Source organism: Chitinophaga polysaccharea, assembly GCF_007829335.1.
Classification (GTDB): domain Bacteria; phylum Bacteroidota; class Bacteroidia; order Chitinophagales; family Chitinophagaceae; genus Chitinophaga; species Chitinophaga polysaccharea_B.
Genome location: NZ_VIWO01000014.1, coordinates 68,722 through 90,120, shown reverse-complemented (window position 1 = coordinate 90,120; position 21,399 = coordinate 68,722). Strand labels below are relative to the sequence as shown.

Sequence of the window (21,399 nt, the reverse complement as noted above, 5' to 3'; positions counted from 1 at the left end):
GTATGAAAAAAATCAGCATAGCAAAACTGTCGCTTGCCGCAGGATGTATGATAATGTTGCATTGGCCTCGTGCCAATGCAACCATCCTGCCTCCCCAGGAAATAGACAGTATCGCAGGCAACAGCAGATCAGTGCTCGTATATCCGAACCCGGTAATGGCCTCCTTGAATATACGGTCGCGCAAACCCATTCAGCAACTGATACTCTACGCCATGGACGGCAGAACCATTAAAAAAGTTGCCTCCTGCGGCAAACACAACCAGCTGTATGTGCAGGATATAAAGAACGGAGCATATATGCTGAACACCATCTTTGAAGATGGTACCCGGACGTCGAAGATGATCATCAAACAGTAATCATTTCAATATGAAAAATTGAAGCAGATGTCAACCAATCTAATATATTACAAAGCACATTTGATTGCCATATCCCTCATCCTGTTTGAGTTCGTAGCCAATGTTGCATACGCCCAGAATCTTTCCAACAAAGGGAAGGATTTCTGGGTGGGCTACGGACACCATCAGTTCATGGAAATGGGTCAAAGCAACAGCCAGGAAATGATCCTGTATCTCAGTGCTGAACAGCCGGCTACCGTCACCGTTAGCATCACCGGTACTGCCTGGACACGTACTTACAACATCCCGGCTAATACCGTGATTGCATCGGACCTGATTCCAAAATCAGGCGCCAATGATGCCAGGCTTTATTCCCTCCCCCCTTCTTTTGGTGGCACCGGCGGGGAAGGTATTTTTACCGGTAAGTCTATTCACATACAAAGCAATGTACCTATCGTAGCCTATGCACATATCTATGGCAGCGCCTCTTCCGGTGCTACCATGCTTATGCCGGAAGAAACCTGGGGCTACTCCTATATTTCAGTCAACAGTATGCAGAATTATGCAGACGACTGTTTTTCCTGGATGTTTGTGATTGCCAACCAGAATAATACCGTGGTGGAAATTACGCCTTCGGTACTTACCCGTAATGGCCGCCCCGCTGGCGTACCTTTTACGGTTACGCTGAACCGTGGCGATATTTACCAGCTGGTAGGCGCCTCCCTTGGCGGTGGCGTCGGGCGTCAGTTGACAGGTACCACTATCAAGTCTATCGGCAACCCCATGGGGCAATGTTACCCCGTAGCGGTATTCTCCGGCAGCAGTCGCACTGCTATCACCTGTAACAACAGCAGCAGCAGCGGTGATAATAATATCCAGCAAATCTTCCCTTTCCAGGCATGGGGTAAACGTTACCTGACGGCGCCTACTTCAGAAGACGATATGCCCTCCACCCTGCAATATAATATCTACAAAGTAGCAGTAAAAGATCCTGCTACTATCGTAAAACGGAATGGCGTCATCCTCACCGGCCTGATCGCCAATTCATACTACGAGTTTGTCAGCAATACGGCCGATTACATTGAATCTAATAAACCTGTGCTGGTAGCACAGTTTATGGCATCGTCAGGCGCCTGTGGCAACAACAGCGGACTTGGCGATCCGGAAATGGTATACTTAAGCCCGGTGGAACAGGCCATTAAAAGAATAGGGTTTTATCGAAACGACCGGGAATTTATAGAAACCAACTATCTCACCATGATCATTCCTACGGCAGGCCTGACCTCTCTGCGTATAGATGGCAGTCCCTTATATGACTTTGCTTATCCACACCCTAACCTCAACGGTTACACGGTAGTGATAAAACGATGGCCAGCCGCTCCCGCGCAGTGTATTGTAAGCAGCGACTCCGCATTTACCGCCGTCACCTATGGTTTGGGTAGTGTGGAAAGCTATGGCTACAACGCCGGTACACTGATCAATAACCTCAACGCAGTAGGATCTATCCATAACAGTTATGATACCTCTAAAACATCCAATGACTTCACCTGTACCAATACGCCGGTAGAGCTGTCCATTTTAATGGCTTATAAACCTACCAAAATGGTGTGGAAACTCAGCTCCCTCGGTACTGTTATTACACCGAATGCAGATGTAACTGTGAACACACCGGTAAGTACGGGCACTGTGCTGATCAATGGTATTACCTACTATAAATACTCCTTGCCCGGCACTTACCAGTTCAGCACTATCGGGGAATATGATATCCCGGTAATGTCAACACACCCCAGCATCGAAAACTGTAACAACACGGAGAAAGTAGGCTTTACTATATTGGTGAAAGGCAAGCCCCGTGCCGTAATGACCTATGCGCATACCGGTTGTACGCTGGACACTGTATATTTTAAGGGAGATACCAGCCTGAAAGATCCGTTGATTGACCGATGGAACTGGGAATTCCCCGGACCGGTAAAAGACAGCGGCATAAAGGTAGGCAAAGTATTCCCGGTAGGCACTTCCGCCATAAAGCTGACCGTTATATCAAGGGATGGTTGTGTGGGAGACACTGCCTTCCAGGTGGCGACCGTAGCTAAGCCCGTAGCCACATTCACTACAGATGCAGCAATGCTCTGCGAAGCCGGTGTGTTGAAAATTACCGACAACTCCACATATGGCGGCACCGCTCCACTGAAATCGTGGTACTGGAATTTCGGTAACGATTCCGTATTAACTGCCACCACCGGCGCCGCGCAAACGATTACCTACAAAGATCATAATACCTACACTATAAAGCATGTAGTAAAAGTAAGTGACCTGTGTGTGAGCGACACCGTGTCTAAAACCCTAACGGTATATGCCAAACCCACACCACTGTTCAGCTACCCGGGCGACTGCCTGCCTGTTGGAGGTTTGGTGCAGTTTACCAGTGGCGCCATAGTGCCGGATGCGCAAACACTGACTGCACATGCCTGGAATTTCGGAGACGCCAATGCAACGGGAACAAACCCGAATACGTCTGTACTGAAAGATCCTACGCACGCCTATACAAAGTTTGGCACCTATTCCATTAAATATAGTGTTACTACCGATAAAGGTTGTACGAAAGATACTACGGTAACGGCTACCTTTAAATTAAAACCGCAGCTGGCGTATGCGGCACTGACCGGTGTTTGTGTAAATACGCCGGGTACAGTAGCCATCGGTAAGGCAACCATCCAGAACGGCGTAACCGGAAAGGGCTACTACCGCGGACCAGCCACCGATTCAAGTGGCAACTTTACGCCTGCCGTCGCAGGCACGGGCACGCATACCATCTGGTACATATTTAACACCGATAGTGGTTGCGCCGATTCTATCTCCACTACCATGGTAGTATATCCTAAACCTGCAGCGGCCTTTACCGCCGCTGCGGATCTGTGTCTGGGTCAAAACACCACCTTCACCGACCAGTCTACTATTTCCACCGGCAGCATTACCAACTGGAAATGGGACCTGGCAGACGGCACGCTGAAAAACAACACCAATAACAATCCGTTTACCATCACTTATCAGAAAGACAGCAACTACCTCGTGAAGCTGGTGGCGGTAAGTGATCATAACTGTACCAGTGATACGGCCAAAGTTGCGGTGCTGGTACACCCTTTACCCGTAGTAGATTTCAGTTTACCGGCCAAAGTATGTATGCCGGATGGCAACGCTGCTTTTATCAATCTCACTAAGATAAAAGATAAAACAAGCCTGGCCTACCAATGGAACTTTGGCGACGGTGGCGCCGGCGCTGCCACCAAAGATCCTACCTGGCAGTACAAAGCGTTCGGACCATTTGATGTAAAGCTGATAGCCACCAGCCCTTACGGCTGTCAAGATTCGGCTACCAAAACGCTGAGCGCTTTCTTCGGACAGCCAACGGCTTCCTTTAAAGTAACACCAGACACCCTTTGCCAGGGCACAGATAACGTATTCACGGATCAAAGCACAGACGCCACCGGCACTATCAACAAATGGCAGTGGAGCTTTGGCGATGGCGCTGTTTCTACCGATCAAAACCCCGTGAAAAAATATACTGCGCCCGGCGAATACAGCGTGCAGTTACAGGTATCCAACCAGTCGGGCTGTGGCTCGGCTGCATATAATGGCACTGTTATCGTTTACCTGCAACCGGTGATCGATGCGGGGCCTTCATTTGTGGTACCACAAGGCACTATCATCAGTTTTAAACCGGTAGCCAACGACTCGGTAAACCTGCAATTCGCCTGGGAGCCAGCCGCCGACTTCCCCAACCCAACATTGTTGTCGCCGGTAATACCCGCAATGCACGATGCCGCCTATACGCTGACCGCTATCGGCAAACACGGTTGTGTAGCGCGTGACGGCATGACGGTGAAAGTGCTGAAACCCGTTGCACCTCCAACAGCTTTCTCTCCCAATGGCGATAACATCAACGATACCTGGATCATCACCAACCTGGCTGATTATGCAGAAAGTACCGTGGAAGTATTCAACAGGTATGGAGAAAGAATTTACCGTTCTACCGGTTACAACGTACCGTGGGACGGCCGGTTCAAAGGCAACGTACTCCCTATGGCCACTTACTATTATGTAATCCGGCTCCGGGCAGGCATGGCACCTATAACAGGTTATGTAACAATTATCAGGTAAAGTAAATCATTCACATAAAATCATATTGTAAATGAGAACGATCATTGCAACCTTAGTCCTCCTTGTTGTGGCCACATGCACCGGCACCCGGCTGATGGCACAAACAGACCCTCACTTTTCGCAGTACTACGTATATCCGTCGTGGTTAAACCCTGCATTAACCGGTGTATTTGACGGTGACTACCGGGTGGCAGCCATTTACCGTACCCAGTGGGGCAACATCAGTCCGTTTAAGACCTATGGCGTGAGTGGCGAAATACCAACCAGCCGTAATATCAACATCGGCGCCAGCGTATTAAATCAAACCGCCGGCGATGGTGGATACAACTATACCACCGCTTATGTGAGTGCTGCCTATACCGGCGTAAAGCTGGATGCGTCGCATTATCACCAGCTGAACTTTGGATTGCAACTAGGTTTTATACAACGCAAATTTGATCCCTCCAAGCTTACATATGGAGAGCAATGGAACCCGGTAACCGGCTACAACCCCGGCAATCCAGTGTCCGATGCGCTTACACGTACTTCAGCCGCTTCCTTTGATGCAGGCGCAGGCGCATTATACTATGATGCCACACCGGGAAAAAAATTCAATATCTATGGCGGCTTCTCCGTTATGCATCTCACAAAACCACAGGACCAGTTCAGTGCAAAAGGAGATGCCCGCTTCCCGATGCGCTTTAATGTACACGGTGGCGTAAAATTAACGTTATCGGATATACTGAGTATTACCCCCAACTTCCTCTTTATGCAACAGGGTCCCGCCCAGGAAAAAATGATCGGCGCTTATGGTCAGCTGAATGCCGCCGCTGGTACCGATTTCCTACTGGGACTGAACTACCGGTATAAAGATGCCATTACCACGCATGCAGGATTCATTTACAAAAACATGATGTTGGGCGCCAGCTATGATATCAATACTTCTGACCTCAGCAAAATGGCGCATGGCTCCAACAGCTTTGAAATCTCGCTGACGTTCATCGGCCGCAGATCGGTAAGAACACCTGATGTGGAATTCGTTTGTCCAAGATTGTAATCAACCTTTAAAGCAACAGTATCTCATGAAAAAAATATTTTTCACGTCCGCAGTGTTGTTATCGGCCATGGCGTCGTACGCGCAGTTCACGTATAACTACCTCAAAGCAGCAGATCAATACTACAGCAAAGCTGATTACAATTCGGCGGCTACTTACTATGAAAAGTATCTCGGCTCCCGTAACAAAACCGTGAAACCCGATACCTATAAGCCTTATGCGGCGGTATCTGTTACCAAAAATAAAACAGTAAAAGTAAGCAGCGAGCAACAGGCCGTTTATAAGCTGGCCGAGAGTTACCGTAACCTGCATAACTATGGCAAGGCCGCCCCGCATTATGAGTCGGTGATGGAATTGGATAAAACCAGTTTCCCGCTGGCTGCCTATTACTATGCCGTATCCCTGCGGGCGCTGGCTAAATATGAAGAAGCAGCCCAGGCATTCCGTAACTTCCTGAATAGTTACGGCGCCAACGATAAATTTGCTGAATCGGCGAAAAGGGAATTGCAAAACCTGGAATTTATCACCGCCCAGTTAAATAAAAAAGATCTGTCGGAGTACAAAGTAACAAAAGCGCCGGCGTCTTTAAACACCACCGGCGCCAGTTACGCCCCCCTGTGGAGCAATGGCAGCAACCTGATCTTTACCTCTACCCGGCCCGATAGTTCCTTCCAGAAAAATCATACGTATATCAACCGCCTGTATACAGCCGATTATGAAGCCGGTCAGGTGTCCAATATCCGCCTGTTGCGGCTGGATCAGCCGGAGGGACTGCACCAGGGCGCGGCCTGCTTGTCGCCCGACGGGCAAATGTTGTTCCTCACCCGCTGGCATATAGATCATGGCAGAAAAATATCGTCCATCTACCTCTCCCGCAAAAACGGCGACCACTGGAATGACCCGGTCCCCATGGATGCCATGGTAAACACCGCGGGTAATAATACCCAGCAACCATATCTTTTGGGAGATGGCAAAACATTGTTGTACGCCAGTGACAGGGCCGATGGATACGGTGGTTTCGACCTATGGTATGCTATCCTCGATGAAAGCGGCAAGCCGCTGCAAACGGCTAACCTGGGTGCAGTGATCAACACCGCCGGCAACGAACAGGCGCCATTCTACCACGCCGCCACCGGCACCCTGATCTTTTCGGCGGATAACCGGATCGGCATGGGAGGCTATGATTTCTTCTCTTCCAAAGGAAATATCGGTAGCTGGAAAGCACCGGTGAATATGGGCTACCCGGTGAACTCGGTAAAAGACGATATCTATTTCACCAGCAGGAGCAATAATAAAAACCTGCTGGATGAAGTGTTGCTGGGCACCGACCGGGCCGCCGAATGCTGCCTGGAATTATTCTTCGTGCATAAAAACCGGCCGTTAAAACAACTCAGCGGCACGGTTGTATCCTGCGACAACCAAACACCGCTGGCCGGCGTCGCCGTTAATATTGTAGATACCGTCAGTAATAAAGTGGTATTTACCCAACAAACCGGCACAGACGGCAGCTACGCTTTCACCATCCCGGATTTCCTGCCCTTAAAAGCAGTTGCCAATGCCGATGGGTATACGACAAACTCACTGCAGATACCCCTGCCGGCTAATGACGACACAACCGCTATGACGGTGCCGATACTATGCCTCGTGAAACTCACCACGCCGGAAGCGCCCGTGGTACTGGAAAATGTGTACTACGATTTCAGCAAAGCCACTTTACAGGAAGCCTCTTATGCTTCGCTGGATAAACTCGTGGACCTCCTCAACGCCCACCCAGACATGCACATAGAACTAAGTGCACATACCGACAGCAAAGGCTCCGCGGCACTGAACCAGCGCCTCTCGGAAGCCCGTGCAAAGAGTTGTGTAGATTACCTGGTCAGCAAAGGCATCGACCGGAACAGGCTCACTTACATTGGCTATGGCGCCACGCAACCAATAGCACCCAACACATTGGAAGATGGCAGCGACAACCCGGAAGGAAGACAAAAGAACAGGAGAACTGCTTTTACCATCATTAAAAAGTAACAGCCCGGCTGTTTCACCCAAAATCACTGGTCCATGAAAAACGTTGTGCTCACAGGTTGGTTGCTGCTGCTACTGCTGCATTTTGCACAGGCACAGCAACAGCCACATTATACGCAGTATATCATGAATCCATTTATTATCAATCCGGCTTTGGCAGGTATTGAAAATTACTGGGACCTGCGTTTAAGTCACCGGCATCAGTGGGTAGGTATGAAAGGTTCACCCGTAACTACCTACCTCACCCTGCAGGGTCCTTTGCGTAAATCGGATTACAGTACCGCCTCTCCCACCGGCTTCGATCCTGACGGCAATAATCCACGGGGAAAGGCTTACTGGCGGGATTACACTACGCCGCCCCCACATCCTGGTGTGGGGCTTACTGTGCTGAACGACAGGACCGGCCCGTTGAATCGTTTTTCTGTAACAGGCGCCTATGCGCATCATATCAACCTTTCCCCCAGAACCAGCGTGAGTGCCGGCATCGGAATAGGGATGCAGCAGGTAAGTCTTGATGCCAGCAAAGTGCAATTCTTTGATCCCTCCGATCCTGTGCTGGGGAGCAGTTCCGGTGTATTGAATAAATGGAAGCCTGAAGTAAACGCAGGACTTTGGCTCTACGCTGCCGATTATTTCGCGGGCCTGTCTGTACAAAATATTATCCCGCAGCAAATTGGTTTTGATAACGGCAAGGTAGTAGGCGATTCCGTTTACAGCGGCAAACTGGTGCCACATTTATTTTTCACAACAGGCTATCGCTTATGGATAAATGACGATCTCAATGTGATGCCATCCGTAATGCTGAAAATGATTACAGCGATGCCGCTGAGCATAGATATCAACGCCAGGTTTATGTACCGCGACCGGCTATGGCTGGGTACCTCCTACCGGCTGCATGATGGCGTGGCGGCCATGTTTGGCGTAAACGTCAACTCACAGTTCAACATTGGCTACTCTTATGACTACACGGCATCTTCGCTGAATACCGTTACAAAAGGCACACATGAAATCATGATCGGTTTCCTGCTGGGCAATAAGTATGGCGACACCTGCCCGCGGAACGTATGGTAGCATCATTACTTTTTTTCTTTTCATTCATAAATAAAAAAACAAACAATTGTCATTATGAAACAGGTTACACGCTTTATGCCCTATGCATTGATCACTGCCGTTGTATTATTTTTTGTGGCCTGCTCCAAAGACGGAGCACAGGGCCCCGCTGGTCCCGCTGGTCCTGCCGGCCCTTCCGGTATTCCCGGCGCCACCGGCCCTAAAGGTGATTCAGGTGTTCCGGGCAGCGCCAACGTTATTTACTCTGCCTGGCAGGATGTAAAGTTTGCGCCGGTAGATACCATCCGTAACCAGGATGGCAGTATTAACACCATCCTGTTCGGATACACGCTCACTGCAGCCAAGCTCAGTGCAACATTGCTGGCTAACGCTTCCATCAACGTATATATTAACCTGGGTACGGCAGCCACCCCGTTCGTACAGCCCTTACCGTATGTAGATGAATACGGCTATCTCGTGAGGTTTTTGGCTTCCGCCGGTAAAATTGACCTGATTGCCAACGCGCCTATCAGTACCACTGCCACGGATAAACGTTACCAATACAGGTATGTGATTATTCCCGGTGGCGTAAACGCCAGAACTGCGGCGGGGATCAACTGGAATGACTACAACCAGGTGAAAAAATATTTAAATCTTAAAGACTAGGACTAGGTTGGCTAATACAACCTTCAGTATATACAGGGCTGCCTTATTGAAGGCGGCCCCTTTCTCAAAATCCATTGACAACATTATACGAAACCAGCATGAACCTATATAGTAACCTTACGGACCAGGAGCTAATCCGCCTGTATATTGCAGGAAATAACCCGGCATTTACCACACTGGTACACCGCCATAAAAACAGGATCTTTACCACTATCGTATTATTGGTCAGAGATCGTAACCTGGCAGAAGATATTTTCCAGGAAGTATTTGTAAAAATTGTAAACGCACTGCAATCCGATCAGTATGTGGACAACAGCCGTTTCCTGGCCTGGGCGGTAAGAATTGCGCACAACGCCTGTATCAGCCATTTCAGGAAAGCACATACCCGGCCACAGATAGTGCTGAACTACAACGACGACCTGGGCAATAACATGAAACTGTCAGAGCATAGCCAGGAACAACATATGATCAAAGCAGAGATCACCGAAGAAATTAACATGATGCTGGATCGCCTGCCCCGCCTGCAACGTGAAGTATTAATACTGCGTTACTATGCCGACCTCAGCTATAAAGAAATAGCGCAAACCATAGGTATCAGCATTAATACAGCGTTGGGCAGGGTGCGTTATGCATTAGGGAATTTAAGAAAACAAATGGGCGTAGAAAGCCTGGTATCCGCATAATAAAAAAGAACTCATACACCAGCATCTTCTTCGCCTGTATTAAAGGCATTCATATCAATATGATGCAATTTTAGGTTACATCAGGTGAAAGTTGCATCATCCTTTTAAAATTGAGGTCGAATGTGGACGGGGAGTTAAACCAACATTCAATGGCCGACAACAGCCATGTAAACTTTTGCTTTCCTGTTGCAGCACCAGTTGTTTGAATGCCTACTTTTTCATTTTGATTTGGACAGGATGAATTTCTGTACTTCTTCATCGTAACTGTCACGTGGTTCGGAGTGATATTTTGCCGGATCTTTTGCTGCTTGCATCTCCATCTCCGCAAAGTGAACATATCCGACCTTCCACACAGCAGGTGTCTTGTACTCAGCCTGGGCCGCAGTATAGAATTCGGCAGACCGGTTCATTGATGTTGCAGAAACTAATGTTCCAGGATCGAGCCCGCGGAACCACTGATCCAGTTCTTGTGCAGGAAATTCACCTGTGAGCAGAAAATTGGCACGCCCTGCCAGGTCTCCTACTCCCAGATGCATCTTCTCATTATATTGCTTTAACAATACAGTCAATTCCTTAAACTGACTCACGTTTGGACGGGCATGGCCCGCCAATTTCCGCTGAAGGTTACCAATGGCAAATCCAGCTAAGTAAGCACAGTCTTCAATATCATCGCGTATTCTTTCAAAGTCTTCATCCTCCAGGCCAATGTTTTCATTGGTTAAAATATGCTCAACATCAGCCATATTCTCTAAAGTCTCTTCTATCTGATTAATTACTTTTGCATCACCAGCAACGTCATTTGGATTATAGATTTCCCCAATTTGTTCGCTAAGAAATTCTATCAATTCATATACTTTAGCAGCTGCAAAAACAACCCTCTTGACAGGATTATCAGCCGGTTTCAGTTCCTCTGTCTCTGGATCTTTGTAATGAAATTGATATTCCTCAAAGTATTCCTCTCTGGGCAAACCTAATGATGCGTTGTAATCTTTTTCCTGCTCCCGGATGGGGTCAGAGTGTTTATGGTCTTCTTCCACCACATTTAGTTTATCATTAGCGAGCTTAAAGCTAATCACATCCGTTGTTATACCATTCACATTTTTCAACTGCGAAATGGACTGATTAAAGCCATTGGTGTCATGCCCATTTGAAATGGTTTTCATTTCAAATGCTTTTTTTCCCATCTCATCGGCCTCATTTTCTAATCCAGCATCATCATTTACATTCACTCCCTGTTTCATCTGGATGGCCTTCCGTGCTTCAGGTGTAGGGTAATTATGGGCCATTGATTGCAACTGAGCTGCCTGCTTCATCCTTGGACTGTTGTTCGCGATGTGTTGTAGCTTTCTTTGCGTAATAGCTATAGGCCTGTTGTCCACAGACCGAAAGAGAGATTCACCGGAGCGCTGCTTTTGAGCAAACTCTTTCGCTACCGGTTGGCTTTTATTTTCTTGTAATTTGACAGCATGCGTATTCATATTGCCACAGGCCTTTTGACAGTAAAAAATGCTAAAAGTAGGCAGGTTATTAATCACTTGTCTCTCAATACCTCTATCCAGGTTTCAGCAGTCAGGCCTTCCTCCTTGAGCTCAGGTTCATACTCCTCCAGTTCTTCCGGTGTAATATGTAAATTATGTACCTGCTCGAGGAATCCCATTTTCATTCTTCTACCGCCTTCCCCTTCATTTATAGTTTCCATTGCTTTCAGGAGTGTTACAATCAGAGAAAACCTGGATGTTTTTTCCGCATGTTCTGCATCCTCGCCGCCCATCATCAATGCCGTATGTTCGGCCAATTCCTGGTCTACATTTCCTTTTTCCTGTGGGTCCTTTGCCTTCGCACGCGTTCTGATTAAAACATACATTTGAAGGGCTGGTTGAATATGTAACTCCCACTCATGCGCAAAAGTGGCCATCATCGCTTCAAAGCTTTTTGTCACACCTTCTTCGGGGTTTTGATAAATATTGACAACGATGTCCATACCCGTTAAATTCTTATAATCTTTACTATCCATGGCAGCTTTTAAAAGTGTACCCGGATCGCTTCCAGGCCCCATGAAATAAGTATTACGTCCACATTTCATAAAAGCTTGCGTCAAGCCATTGCTTCCTTTTTCTTTCTCATTTTTAGCGACCCCTGTTTTTAAATTGACGGTCAGGTTAATTTCTGGATTAGTAACCACCATTTTAAAGTAAGGGCTTCTCAAAGAAAAATTATCAATTAAATGTGGTAGATACTCAGCTCCCCCACCCGAAAAATGAATTTGACGTTGAATCGTTTTGTTAGTCACTGGCCTATTCACTACCTCAGCATTCTTATTTTCGTTCATTTGTTGGAGTACTTTTCCTCCCATCTCATCAGCTTCTTTTTCTAATCCAACATCATCATTCACATTCACCCCTTCTTTCATCTGGATGGTAGGTTTTACCCTGCCTTGCTTCTGCTGTACAACATGCCATGCTTCATGAGCCAGATGCTTTTCCTGCCCGGGTGCTAAATGTATATCCGTACCTTGCGCATAGGCAAGCGCTTGTAGCTGGGCAGGTTTATCAGAGTTGTAATGGACTTTAACGTCATCCATGGAATAACCAGATAGACGCTCAATACCAGACTTTAAACTATCATGCAACCCGGTGTTGTTTTCTTTCCTCTGAATGGTATACTGTTGTTGTGTCGAGCGGTTATTGGCCATTTCCCGAAAAGCTACCAGTTGTGCAACACGAGGGCTATCATTTGCCATTCCCTGATAAGCATTTAATCCCTCCATCCGGGAGCTGTTATTTATAACGTCCTGAATTTTTTTTTGCACCATGGCATTTGGGCTGTTATTAGCAAATCTCAAAGCTGAAATAGTGTAGCCTTGCTTTTGAGCAGCCGTGTTAGGGGATGTCAGGGTTTTGCTTTGCTGGGTTTTATCGACGTGTGCGTTCATTATGAAATGATAATTAAACAACTATGTGCGGATAGCGGATTGTACTTACTTTCGTCATAGTAAATATAATCAATTCAGATAGTTTTTAAAAGCTTTTTAATAAGTTCCCGGAGCTAATACCAACTCTCTACATAATACAGCAGCGATAAAAGTTCAGTGAGAACTTGTATCGCTGTTTTGTTTTTAGTAGGTAGCTCCGGAGAAATTACCATAACCCAATAATATCCCGGTGTTATTTGCAACAAATCCTGGATAATGTTCCAGCGAAAAAGAGATTTTGTTAATCATATCAACCCAAATCGTAAAACCATCATTATGTTAATCAACCAGTCTTTTATTACAGACATCAAATCAATCATTTCAGATGCAAAAGAAAAGGCCATTCGCGCAGTAGACCATCAGCGGACGCTGATGTACTGGCATATCGGTAAACGTATTTTTGAAGAAGAACAAGCCGGGAAAGACCGGGCAGATTATGGTACCTATTTAATAAAGCATCTTTCTGAGAAGATTCAACCGGAATTTGGCAGCGGCTTTACTACCAGACAATTGCATTGGTATAGACAGTTTTATCGGGACCTTTCCAATTGCGTCCGCACTGCGGACACAATTGAGCTGGACCCAGTACAAACTGCTATTAAGCGTTGGTAATGAAAATGCTAGAACATTTTACATTGCCGAAACGATCAAAAACAACTGGACTTCACGACAATTAGAAAGACAGGTTTACAGTAGTTTGTATGAACGACTTTTGATGAGTAACGACAAGGAAAGCGTGCTGGTGGTGGCTAAAAAAGAAAAACTTCCCTCCGATGCCAAAGAAATCATCAAAGACCCTATGCTATTGGAATTTCTGGGCTTGAAGCGGGAAGCATCGTATTATGAGAAAGATGTGGAAAGTGCCATTATTACTCATCTCCAGGATTTCCTATTGGAATTAGGCAACGGATTTTCATTTGTAGCAAGGCAAAAACGAATCCATCTTGATGGAGATGAATTCTATGTAGATTTGGTATGCTATAACCGATTACTGCAATGTTTTGTCACTATTGAACTAAAAACTAAAAAACTCGGCCCTCAGGATATCGGGCAGCTGCAGATGTATGTAAATTACTACGACCGGATAGAGAAACTGCCGCACGAAAACGCCACCATAGGTATTTTACTTTGCGTGGATAAAAACGACGCCGTGGTGAAGTTCACACTGCCGGAAGGACAAAAACAAATCATTGCCAGTCAGTATGAGCTATATCTGCCAACTGAAAAGCAATTGCTGGAGGAGGTAAATAAAGAGCTGATGAATTTTGAGGAAAAAGACAACTATCAAACGAAATAGCCAGATGGATTAGCGGCTGGCTATTGGCAGCCAGCCGCTAAAAGTGAGTATTCATAAAAATGACAGATCCGCTGATGTTTTCTTTTTCCGATAAGGGAAGAGGTCAATTCTACGGCATATCACCATATATCTGCATACAATCTTGCGAGATTTGAACACTTTTTTCCTACATCCGGGTTAGAACTTTGTGTTCCATTCAAACTTGCAAAAATGAAAATTGTAGTTACCGGTTCCCTTGGGAATATCAGTAAACCGCTCACTGAAATGTTGGTAAAGAGCGGCCACCAGGTTACCCTTATCAGTACGGATCCTGGTAAAGCACAACAGATACGGGCAATGGACGCCCAGCCAGCTATTGGCAACATTAGCGACCTGCCTTTTCTTATTAAAACTTTTACCGGAGCTGATGTAGTCTATTGCATGACGCCGTTAGATTTTACGGCAACAGATCTGAGTGTATGGAACAGCCAGGTCGATAATTATATCCTGGCCATCAGGGAAACCGGGGTACAGCGTGTTATTATGCTCAGTGGCTGGGTAGCACATTTGCTGAGCTCCGTTCAGCCAGAGAAAAAGTTTGAGGCACTCCCCGGGGTAGCGGTGACTTTTATGCGGCCCGGACCTTTTTACAGCAATTTCTATCATCTCAAAGACATGATCCGTCAACAGGGCATGATCGTATCCAATTATGGAGGAGACGATATGATTGCTTTTGTAGCGCCGGAAGACATTGCCGCCGCCGTTGCGGAAGAAATCAACAGCCGGGTAGCCGACAGTTTAAAAGTGACCTATGTAGCCAGCGAAGAACTTACCTGCAACCAGGCTGCACAAATTATAGGGGAAGCCATTGGGATGCCTGGGCTTCAATGGATAACCGCTTCGGGGGAACAGGTAAAGCAGGGACTCGAAGCCTCGGGTATATCGGCCAGGGTGGCTGAATTGTTGGTAGAGATGCAGGAAAATATGCACAACGGGAAAGCGCAGAAAGATTATTACCTTAACAGACCTGTATTAGGAGAACGAAAACTACGGGATTTTGCCAGGGAGTATGCCACCTGGTATCATCAAAACTAACTACTATGGCCGGTAACCTGCCCCGGAAAATAAAAAGCATTGCTGAGCTGTTGCAGCTGAGAAGTCTGCCCGACACAAAACATCCGCTGATCAGCGTACTCAATATCGCTGAATTAAAAAATCAACCTCAGCATTTGGATATTGCCGTAACCACGGATTTCTATTTTATCGGACTGGGCAACGCTGCCCAGTCCTGCTTACAAATGAAATACGGACACCAGGAATATGATTTTGATAAAGGCATGATGAACTTTATTGCGCCAGGACGGGTTTTTGGTTTCAATACTGGTCAGGCCGAAGAAATAACTTCGCCCGGGTGGTTGCTGCTCCTTCACCCGGACTTTCTATGGAAACACCCGCTGGCACTAAAGATAAAACAATACGATTTTTTTGATTACAGTGTAAATGAAGCCCTGTTCCTGTCTGAAAGCGAAGTACAGACTATTAGCAGACTATTTATGAACATTGACCAGGAATACCGCACTAACATTGATACTTTCAGCCAGGGAATCATTATTTCACTCATTGAAGCCCTGCTGGGCTATTCGGCGCGTTTTTACCAGCGGCAATTCATTACCCGCAACATCACCAACCACCGTATAGTGAGCCGGTTAGATGCACTACTGGAAAAGGCTTTTTCTGAAGACGTACTGGAAAAGAAAGGAATACCAACCGTAAAGGATATATCCAGCCAGCTGAATATTTCAGCTAATTACCTGAGCGGTCTGCTTAAAACCCTTACGGGCAATAGTACCCAGCAGCATATACAGGAAAAAATAATAGAAAAAGCGAAGGAAAAGCTGATAATGACAGATTGGTCGGTAAATGAAATCGCTTTTGAACTTGGCTTCGAATATCCGCAATCTTTTTCCAAGCTGTTCAAAACAAAAACAAACTTTTCTCCACTGGCATTCAGGAAACTCGGAAGGCGGTAATCCTTCTACCGGCATTCAGTCGGGCAACGGGGCATGATAACAATATACGGCTACCGGTCAAAAAAGGAATCGCACCCAGACCCGGTGTGCAGGCCATTGTAATTAATATTCTTTGTCCACTGCCAGTCAGGCACACCACAAAAGCTATATATAATTTGTATATTTTATCAACACATCATTTTGTTTAGCTTTTCTACGTCAGCATATATATGAAGTCATTTTTCTTTTCTGTCGCTATTGTCCTGGTGAACAGCATTAGCATTTCCTGTCCTGGTCAGCGTAAGCCAACCCTTTTTTCACCCGGCCAGCTAAAAGAAGATCTTAACTATCTCCGGCAGCTCATTACCACGGTACATGTGAATCCCAACAGCGAATTATCCCCCGCACAGTATGATCAGCTTTTTAGCGACATAGCTGTTTCCCTGCAGGATTCCACGAGCGCAACGGAGTTCCTGAAAAAGGTCAGGCCTGCAATAGCCTACCTGTCAGATGAACATGCACAGATCAACCTGAAACCCGAATTACTGGATGCCAGGTATAATAACGATGCTTTCTATCCTCCCTTTACATTAAAAAAGGAAGGTAATAACTATCGCATTGATCAATGCCTGGGCACTGCGGCGGCCGGCTACAGTGGTCAGGCTGTCAGCAGTATCAATGGCGTAACGGTGGATAAGTTGGTACAGGCATGTGCGTTATCCACCACCGGCTTTCCTTTCCAACGGACCGCCACCGCCCTGAGGCAATTTGGGTATTTATATCCATGGGCCGGCACCACGCCGGCTAACAGGTTTATCATCCGGACAACCGCCGGCAAAACGATTGAGCTGCCGGGTATAGGCAAGAAGGACTGGGAAACATGGCTGGCTTCGCAGTCCGGTGTGAGTAGCTGCGCAGCGCGATTGTCCTATACCCGGTATGGGAATATCGGTTATATCAACGCCTGTTCATTTGATGTAAAGGCCACAGGAAAGTACTGCCTGGATTCTATTAAAGCGCAGGCAGACCAGTTATTCAAACAGGTACAAACCGACGGCATTACGAAACTTGTGATTGATGTGAGTCACAATGAAGGTGGCAGCACCGCGGTAGGCGACTACCTGATCAGTTACATCTATCATCAACCCTATTTGGATTACCAGGTCAACTGGAAAAGAAGCGATGAATACCTAAAGCTGCTGCGATCCTGGGGATTCGACAATGCCACTTACGCACAGGCACCAGTAGGCAAAGTGTTGCATTTCCCTTCAGAGGAAGTGGTTCCGGAGCAGGTGCCATACCCGTTTAAGGGAAAAACGTTTGTGGTGATAGGCCCTCCTACTTTTTCCAGTGCGATGAACTTCGCTACGTTAATCAAAGATAACCATATGGCCACGTTGATTGGTCAAACGCCTGTCAACGGTCATCCTACCGGATTTGGCGAAATGTTTTATACCAACCTTCCTCACACGCAGATCTTCGTGCGCTTTGGCGTAAAAGAACATATACGACCGGCGGGGAAGATAGCTGATAACCTGTTGCGCCCGGATATTGTTTTAACCGATAAACAGATGAGCGATGTTAATAAGCTACTCCAACAGGTAAAATAGGCTGTTTTCAACCCAATCCAGTATCGTTATCCCTGTTCTCATCTTTTTTCAAACTGCTTGGATATTGCGAATTTAATTTTATCTTAGCAACTAAGATATTTAGTTAATAAGACATAAAATGGATACCGATTTAACCAGACAGATAAGAAAGCTGAACCAGGCCCATGCTTACACCACTATTCACCTGCACGAGGCCGTGGGCCGCAAAGCAGGCCTACCTGGCACCGATCACAAATACCTGGGCTTTTTGTTACAAAAAGGCCCCATGACGGCGGGCGAATTATCGGCTTTAACGGGGCTGACCACCGGGGCAGTAACCGGTTTAATAGACCGGTTTGAGAAAAAGCACCTGGTGAAAAGACAATTTGACAAAACCGATCGGAGGAAAGTGATCATAGCGCCCAATACACAAAAAATAATGGCATTGCTGGAGCCGCTGTACAAAGAATACCGGCGTCAATCGGAGCTGCTCATTGCATCCTTCTCTGCCCAGGAGCTTCATATCATTGAAAGGTTCCTGTCAAAATCGGTTGACATTATGAACGAAACCATGCATACCCTCAACGATAAATAATACGCACATGAATGCTTACGCACTTGACTTGCACGACGTCGATATCAACAGCCTGGCATTAGTAGGAGGCAAAGGCGCCAACCTGGGGGAGCTGACCAGGGCGGGAGATATAGCCGTACCCCGGGGCTTTTGTGTCACTACAGCAGCTTACCAGGCCGTAATAGAACCAAACGGCACTTTTAATGTATTGCTGCAACAGTTAACCCACCTGGCTGCCGACCAACGAAAAGCTATCAGCGAAATAAGCGGCGACATCCGCCAGCTCATTGCACAAATACCGATCCCTGCGGATATCGTTGCCGCTATCAGGCAGCAGCTGGCCACCTTTGGGGAAAATACCGCCTTTGCCGTGCGTTCCAGCGCTACGGCGGAAGACCTGCCTACCGCCTCTTTTGCAGGCCAGCAGGATAGCTATTTAAACATTACCGGGGAAGCGGCCATTCTCCAACACATTAGCCGGTGCTGGGCATCCCTGTTTACCGAACGGGCCATTATTTACCGTATTCAAAATGGTTTCGATCACCGGAAAATTCAGCTGGCGGTAATAGTGCAACAAATGGTTTTCCCCCGCGTCGCCGGCATCTTATTTACGGCCCACCCGGTAAATGCCAACAGGAAAATATTGTCTATCGATGCCAGCTTCGGATTGGGAGAAGCCATGGTTGCAGGGGTGGTGAATACAGACAACTACCAGGTGAATAATGGTCAGATCATCCATCGGCAAATAGCTACTAAACAACGGGCAGTATATGCCGCGAAAGATGGCGGCACTACGCTGCAGGAAATAACACCGGCATTACAGCAACAACAAGCACTCACCGATGAACAGGTGTTGGCACTCGCGCGCCTGGGCAAAAAAATTGAAGCGCATTTCGGTTGCCCGCAAGACATTGAATGGTGCCTGGCAGATGATACTTTTTATATTGTTCAAAGCAGGCCAATCACTACATTATACCCCATTCCCGTGGTGAACAACGCCGATAATCATGTGTATGTATCCGTTGGCCACCAGCAAATGATGACAGATCCCATTAAACCATTGGGGCTATCATTTTTCCTGTTAACAACACCCCGGCCTATGTTTACTGCCGGCGGAAGATTGTTTGTAGATGTGGCCCCTCTCCTGGCTACCCCCGCTGGCAGGGAAATGATGATCAACGTACTGGGACAGTCCGATCCGCTGATCAAAGATGCATTACTCAACATCCTGGAGCGAAAAGACTTTACGTTGTCTGTACCTGCCGATGATCCAGCCGCCGGCCAGCCTACCATTCCTCCTCCCGGCGCCCGGCCGCCGGTCGATAACGATCCGGCTATAGTGGTCAACCTGGTGAAGGAGGCACAGGCCTCGCTCGAGGCCCTGAAACAGGAGATCCAAACAAAATCAGGGCCTGCACTATTTGATTTTATACAGGAAGATCTCCATCAGCAAAAGACGAGGGCATACGCACCGCAAAGCCTGGGAGTGATCCTGGCCGCCATGGATGCTTACTCCTGGCTTAATGAAAAAATAAATGAATGGCTGGGCGAAAAAAATGTAGCCGATATACTTACACAATCGGTGCCCAACAATATCACCTCAGAAATGGGACTGGCATTGTTGGACGTAGCAGATGTGATTCGCCCTTATCCGGAAGTAGTGGAATACTTGCAACAGGTAAGAGCTCCTCACTTCCTGGAGCACCTGAACTCCCTGGAAGGCGGCAGTGAAAGCCGGGAGGCCATAGAAGGTTTCCTCGCCCAATACGGTATGCGTTGCCCTGGTGAAATTGATATTACGAAAACCCGCTGGAGCGAAAATCCGGCTATACTGGTTCCCATTTTACTGAGTCATATTAAAAACTTCACGCCTAATGCCAGCATCCGGATGTTTGAACAGGGGCAACAGGAAGCATTTAAAAAAGCACAGGAACTGGCAGACCGGCTGAAACTATTGCCTGACGGCGAACAGAAGGCACTGGAAGTTCAGCAAAAGATTAGCTTTGTCCGTAACTTCATGGGGTACCGGGAGTATCCGAAATATGAAAAGATATGCCGTTACTTCCTCTATAAACAAGCTATTCTGGAAGAAATCGAACAATTGGCACAGGCCAATATCATTGCTGAAAAAGAAGATAGCTATTATCTCACCTTTGACGAGCTGCGGGAGGTGGTACGTACCCGTCAACTGGACCGGCAAATCATTCCACAACGTAAAGCAGCGTATATAACATATGAAAAACTGAGTCCCCCACGGGTAATGACTTCCGACGGAGAAATTATCACCGGTAAATATCAGCGTGATCACCTGCCGGACAACGCCATTATAGGACTCCCTGTTTCTGCGGGCATTATTGAAGGTCGCGCACGGGTTATTTTAAACATGGAAACCGCTGTCCTGGAAGAAGGGGATATATTAGTCACCGCCTTTACCGATCCCAGTTGGACGCCCTTGTTTGTGTCTATAAAAGGACTGGTTACAGAAGTGGGCGGACTGATGACCCATGGAGCAGTGATCGCGCGTGAATATGGCTTACCTGCCATTGTTGGCATAGACAATGCCACCAGGCTGATTAAGGACGGGCAGCGTATCCGGTTAAACGGAACGGAAGGATATATAGAAATACTGGGATAAGCTATTTCTTTTGTATCACTTTTTTGCGGTGATCCCTTCCCCAGTTAATCATCTCCTGGATGATTTTTCCGAAGGTGCGGCAGTAAGGAGTGGGCTCATACTCCACCAATACCGGCGTATCGTTATATACCATGCGGGTAACCAGCTTATTCATTTCCATATCTTTGAGTTCTTTGGACAACATCCGCGTGGTAATACCCGGAATGCTCCGTTCTATTTCACGGAAACGCCTGTTGCCATTACAAAGAGAGTTGATAACCGGTACCCGCCATTTACCTCCGATAAAATATAGCGTGTCCTGCAAGGCCCGCAGTTCTTCCGCCTGATCTCTTTCCATTGCCTGAAATTTTAACTGGTATACTCCAGTATACTGGTAACAAAAGTATATCATCTCCCC

At 47.0% G+C, this 21,399-nt stretch carries 17 protein-coding genes and 1 pseudogene; 15 read left to right on the top strand and 3 right to left on the bottom strand.

What is annotated here, in order from left to right; genetic code table 11:
- Window positions 1-2: 2 nt before the first annotated feature.
- The 7 genes from FHW36_RS29050 (at window position 3) to FHW36_RS29020 (ending at window position 9,948) form a co-directional block, all read left to right on the top strand.
- The gene (locus FHW36_RS29050; protein ID WP_145674829.1) at window positions 3-356 is read left to right on the top strand and encodes a T9SS type A sorting domain-containing protein; all 354 of its coding nucleotides are present in this window, start codon (window positions 3-5) and stop codon (window positions 354-356) included.
- A 27-nt stretch (window positions 357-383) separates the two neighbouring features.
- Window positions 384-4,493: a PKD domain-containing protein gene (locus tag FHW36_RS29045; protein WP_145674827.1), complete on the top strand. Its 4,110-nt coding sequence runs from the start codon at window positions 384-386 to the stop codon at window positions 4,491-4,493.
- Window positions 4,494-4,524: 31 nt separating this feature from the next.
- Complete coding sequence (locus tag FHW36_RS29040) at window positions 4,525-5,529, top strand: PorP/SprF family type IX secretion system membrane protein (RefSeq protein WP_145674825.1); 1,005 nt, start codon at window positions 4,525-4,527, stop codon at window positions 5,527-5,529.
- A gap of 25 nt (window positions 5,530-5,554) precedes the next feature.
- Window positions 5,555-7,552: an OmpA family protein gene (locus tag FHW36_RS29035; protein WP_145674823.1), complete on the top strand. Its 1,998-nt coding sequence runs from the start codon at window positions 5,555-5,557 to the stop codon at window positions 7,550-7,552.
- Window positions 7,553-7,585: 33 nt separating this feature from the next.
- Window positions 7,586-8,620: a PorP/SprF family type IX secretion system membrane protein gene (locus FHW36_RS29030; protein ID WP_145674821.1), complete on the top strand. Its 1,035-nt coding sequence runs from the start codon at window positions 7,586-7,588 to the stop codon at window positions 8,618-8,620.
- A gap of 54 nt (window positions 8,621-8,674) precedes the next feature.
- Window positions 8,675-9,265: a hypothetical protein gene (locus tag FHW36_RS29025; RefSeq protein WP_145674819.1), complete on the top strand. Its 591-nt coding sequence runs from the start codon at window positions 8,675-8,677 to the stop codon at window positions 9,263-9,265.
- 98 nt (window positions 9,266-9,363) lie between these two features.
- The gene (locus FHW36_RS29020) at window positions 9,364-9,948 is read left to right on the top strand and encodes an RNA polymerase sigma factor (protein ID WP_145674817.1); all 585 of its coding nucleotides are present in this window, start codon (window positions 9,364-9,366) and stop codon (window positions 9,946-9,948) included.
- Window positions 9,949-10,166: 218 nt separating this feature from the next.
- Here FHW36_RS29020 and FHW36_RS29015 read toward each other — a convergent pair whose 3' ends face one another.
- Together FHW36_RS29015 and FHW36_RS29010 are read right to left on the bottom strand one after the other, a co-directional pair.
- The gene (locus FHW36_RS29015; protein ID WP_145674815.1) at window positions 10,167-11,426 is read right to left on the bottom strand and encodes a hypothetical protein; all 1,260 of its coding nucleotides are present in this window, start codon (window positions 11,424-11,426) and stop codon (window positions 10,167-10,169) included.
- 53 nt (window positions 11,427-11,479) lie between these two features.
- On the bottom strand, window positions 11,480-12,880 hold the full coding sequence (locus tag FHW36_RS29010; RefSeq protein ID WP_246121253.1) for an eCIS core domain-containing protein: 1,401 nt from the start codon (window positions 12,878-12,880) through the stop codon (window positions 11,480-11,482).
- Between the two features lie 255 nt (window positions 12,881-13,135).
- On the opposite strand from FHW36_RS29010, the gene FHW36_RS30905 reads away from it, so the two are divergent.
- The 8 genes and pseudogenes from FHW36_RS30905 to ppsA all read left to right on the top strand — a co-directional run bounded on the left by FHW36_RS30905 (window position 13,136) and on the right by ppsA (window position 21,002).
- A complete protein-coding gene (locus FHW36_RS30905) occupies window positions 13,136-13,531 on the top strand; it encodes a DUF1016 N-terminal domain-containing protein (protein ID WP_246121252.1) in 396 nt (131 codons plus the stop codon).
- Window positions 13,512-13,568 (top strand): annotated as a pseudogene (locus FHW36_RS31125) (hypothetical protein); the annotation flags it as partial. The gene FHW36_RS30905 and the pseudogene FHW36_RS31125, both read left to right, overlap by 20 nt.
- A gap of 66 nt (window positions 13,569-13,634) precedes the next feature.
- Window positions 13,635-14,216, top strand: a complete 582-nt coding sequence (locus FHW36_RS30900) for a PDDEXK nuclease domain-containing protein (protein WP_246121251.1) — start codon at window positions 13,635-13,637, stop codon at window positions 14,214-14,216.
- Window positions 14,217-14,426: 210 nt separating this feature from the next.
- Window positions 14,427-15,290, top strand: a complete 864-nt coding sequence (locus FHW36_RS29000; RefSeq protein ID WP_145674813.1) for an SDR family oxidoreductase — start codon at window positions 14,427-14,429, stop codon at window positions 15,288-15,290.
- Between the two features lie 5 nt (window positions 15,291-15,295).
- Complete coding sequence (locus FHW36_RS28995; RefSeq protein ID WP_145674811.1) at window positions 15,296-16,225, top strand: helix-turn-helix domain-containing protein; 930 nt, start codon at window positions 15,296-15,298, stop codon at window positions 16,223-16,225.
- Between the two features lie 356 nt (window positions 16,226-16,581).
- Window positions 16,582-17,814 (top strand): S41 family peptidase, encoded by a 1,233-nt coding sequence (locus tag FHW36_RS28990; RefSeq protein WP_394349266.1) that lies wholly within the window; start codon window positions 16,582-16,584, stop codon window positions 17,812-17,814.
- Window positions 17,815-17,932: 118 nt separating this feature from the next.
- The gene (locus FHW36_RS28985) at window positions 17,933-18,388 is read left to right on the top strand and encodes a MarR family winged helix-turn-helix transcriptional regulator (protein WP_145674807.1); all 456 of its coding nucleotides are present in this window, start codon (window positions 17,933-17,935) and stop codon (window positions 18,386-18,388) included.
- A gap of 7 nt (window positions 18,389-18,395) precedes the next feature.
- Window positions 18,396-21,002: a phosphoenolpyruvate synthase gene (gene ppsA / locus FHW36_RS28980; RefSeq protein ID WP_145674804.1), complete on the top strand. Its 2,607-nt coding sequence runs from the start codon at window positions 18,396-18,398 to the stop codon at window positions 21,000-21,002.
- Window position 21,003: 1 nt separating this feature from the next.
- Here the strand turns inward: ppsA and FHW36_RS28975 are convergent, their stop codons facing one another.
- The gene (locus FHW36_RS28975; RefSeq protein WP_145674803.1) at window positions 21,004-21,339 is read right to left on the bottom strand and encodes a winged helix-turn-helix transcriptional regulator; all 336 of its coding nucleotides are present in this window, start codon (window positions 21,337-21,339) and stop codon (window positions 21,004-21,006) included.
- Window positions 21,340-21,399: the final 60 nt, after the last annotated feature.

Excerpts from the sequence above, each read along its gene's own strand:
- FHW36_RS29050 (WP_145674829.1), top strand. The coding sequence starts at position 3 with ATGAAAAAAATCAGCATAGCAAAACTGTCGCTTGCCGCAGGATGTATG.
- FHW36_RS29045 (WP_145674827.1), top strand. The coding sequence starts at position 384 with ATGTCAACCAATCTAATATATTACAAAGCACATTTGATTGCCATATCC.
- FHW36_RS29040 (WP_145674825.1), top strand. The coding sequence starts at position 4,525 with ATGAGAACGATCATTGCAACCTTAGTCCTCCTTGTTGTGGCCACATGC.
- FHW36_RS29035 (WP_145674823.1), top strand. The coding sequence starts at position 5,555 with ATGAAAAAAATATTTTTCACGTCCGCAGTGTTGTTATCGGCCATGGCG.
- FHW36_RS29030 (WP_145674821.1), top strand. The coding sequence starts at position 7,586 with ATGAAAAACGTTGTGCTCACAGGTTGGTTGCTGCTGCTACTGCTGCAT.
- FHW36_RS29025 (WP_145674819.1), top strand. The coding sequence starts at position 8,675 with ATGAAACAGGTTACACGCTTTATGCCCTATGCATTGATCACTGCCGTT.
- FHW36_RS29020 (WP_145674817.1), top strand. The coding sequence starts at position 9,364 with ATGAACCTATATAGTAACCTTACGGACCAGGAGCTAATCCGCCTGTAT.
- FHW36_RS29015 (WP_145674815.1), bottom strand. The coding sequence starts at position 11,426 with ATGAATACGCATGCTGTCAAATTACAAGAAAATAAAAGCCAACCGGTA.
- FHW36_RS29010 (WP_246121253.1), bottom strand. The coding sequence starts at position 12,880 with ATGAACGCACACGTCGATAAAACCCAGCAAAGCAAAACCCTGACATCC.
- FHW36_RS30905 (WP_246121252.1), top strand. The coding sequence starts at position 13,136 with ATGTTCCAGCGAAAAAGAGATTTTGTTAATCATATCAACCCAAATCGT.
- FHW36_RS30900 (WP_246121251.1), top strand. The coding sequence starts at position 13,635 with ATGAGTAACGACAAGGAAAGCGTGCTGGTGGTGGCTAAAAAAGAAAAA.
- FHW36_RS29000 (WP_145674813.1), top strand. The coding sequence starts at position 14,427 with ATGAAAATTGTAGTTACCGGTTCCCTTGGGAATATCAGTAAACCGCTC.
- FHW36_RS28995 (WP_145674811.1), top strand. The coding sequence starts at position 15,296 with ATGGCCGGTAACCTGCCCCGGAAAATAAAAAGCATTGCTGAGCTGTTG.
- FHW36_RS28985 (WP_145674807.1), top strand. The coding sequence starts at position 17,933 with ATGGATACCGATTTAACCAGACAGATAAGAAAGCTGAACCAGGCCCAT.
- ppsA (WP_145674804.1), top strand. The coding sequence starts at position 18,396 with ATGAATGCTTACGCACTTGACTTGCACGACGTCGATATCAACAGCCTG.
- FHW36_RS28975 (WP_145674803.1), bottom strand. The coding sequence starts at position 21,339 with ATGGAAAGAGATCAGGCGGAAGAACTGCGGGCCTTGCAGGACACGCTA.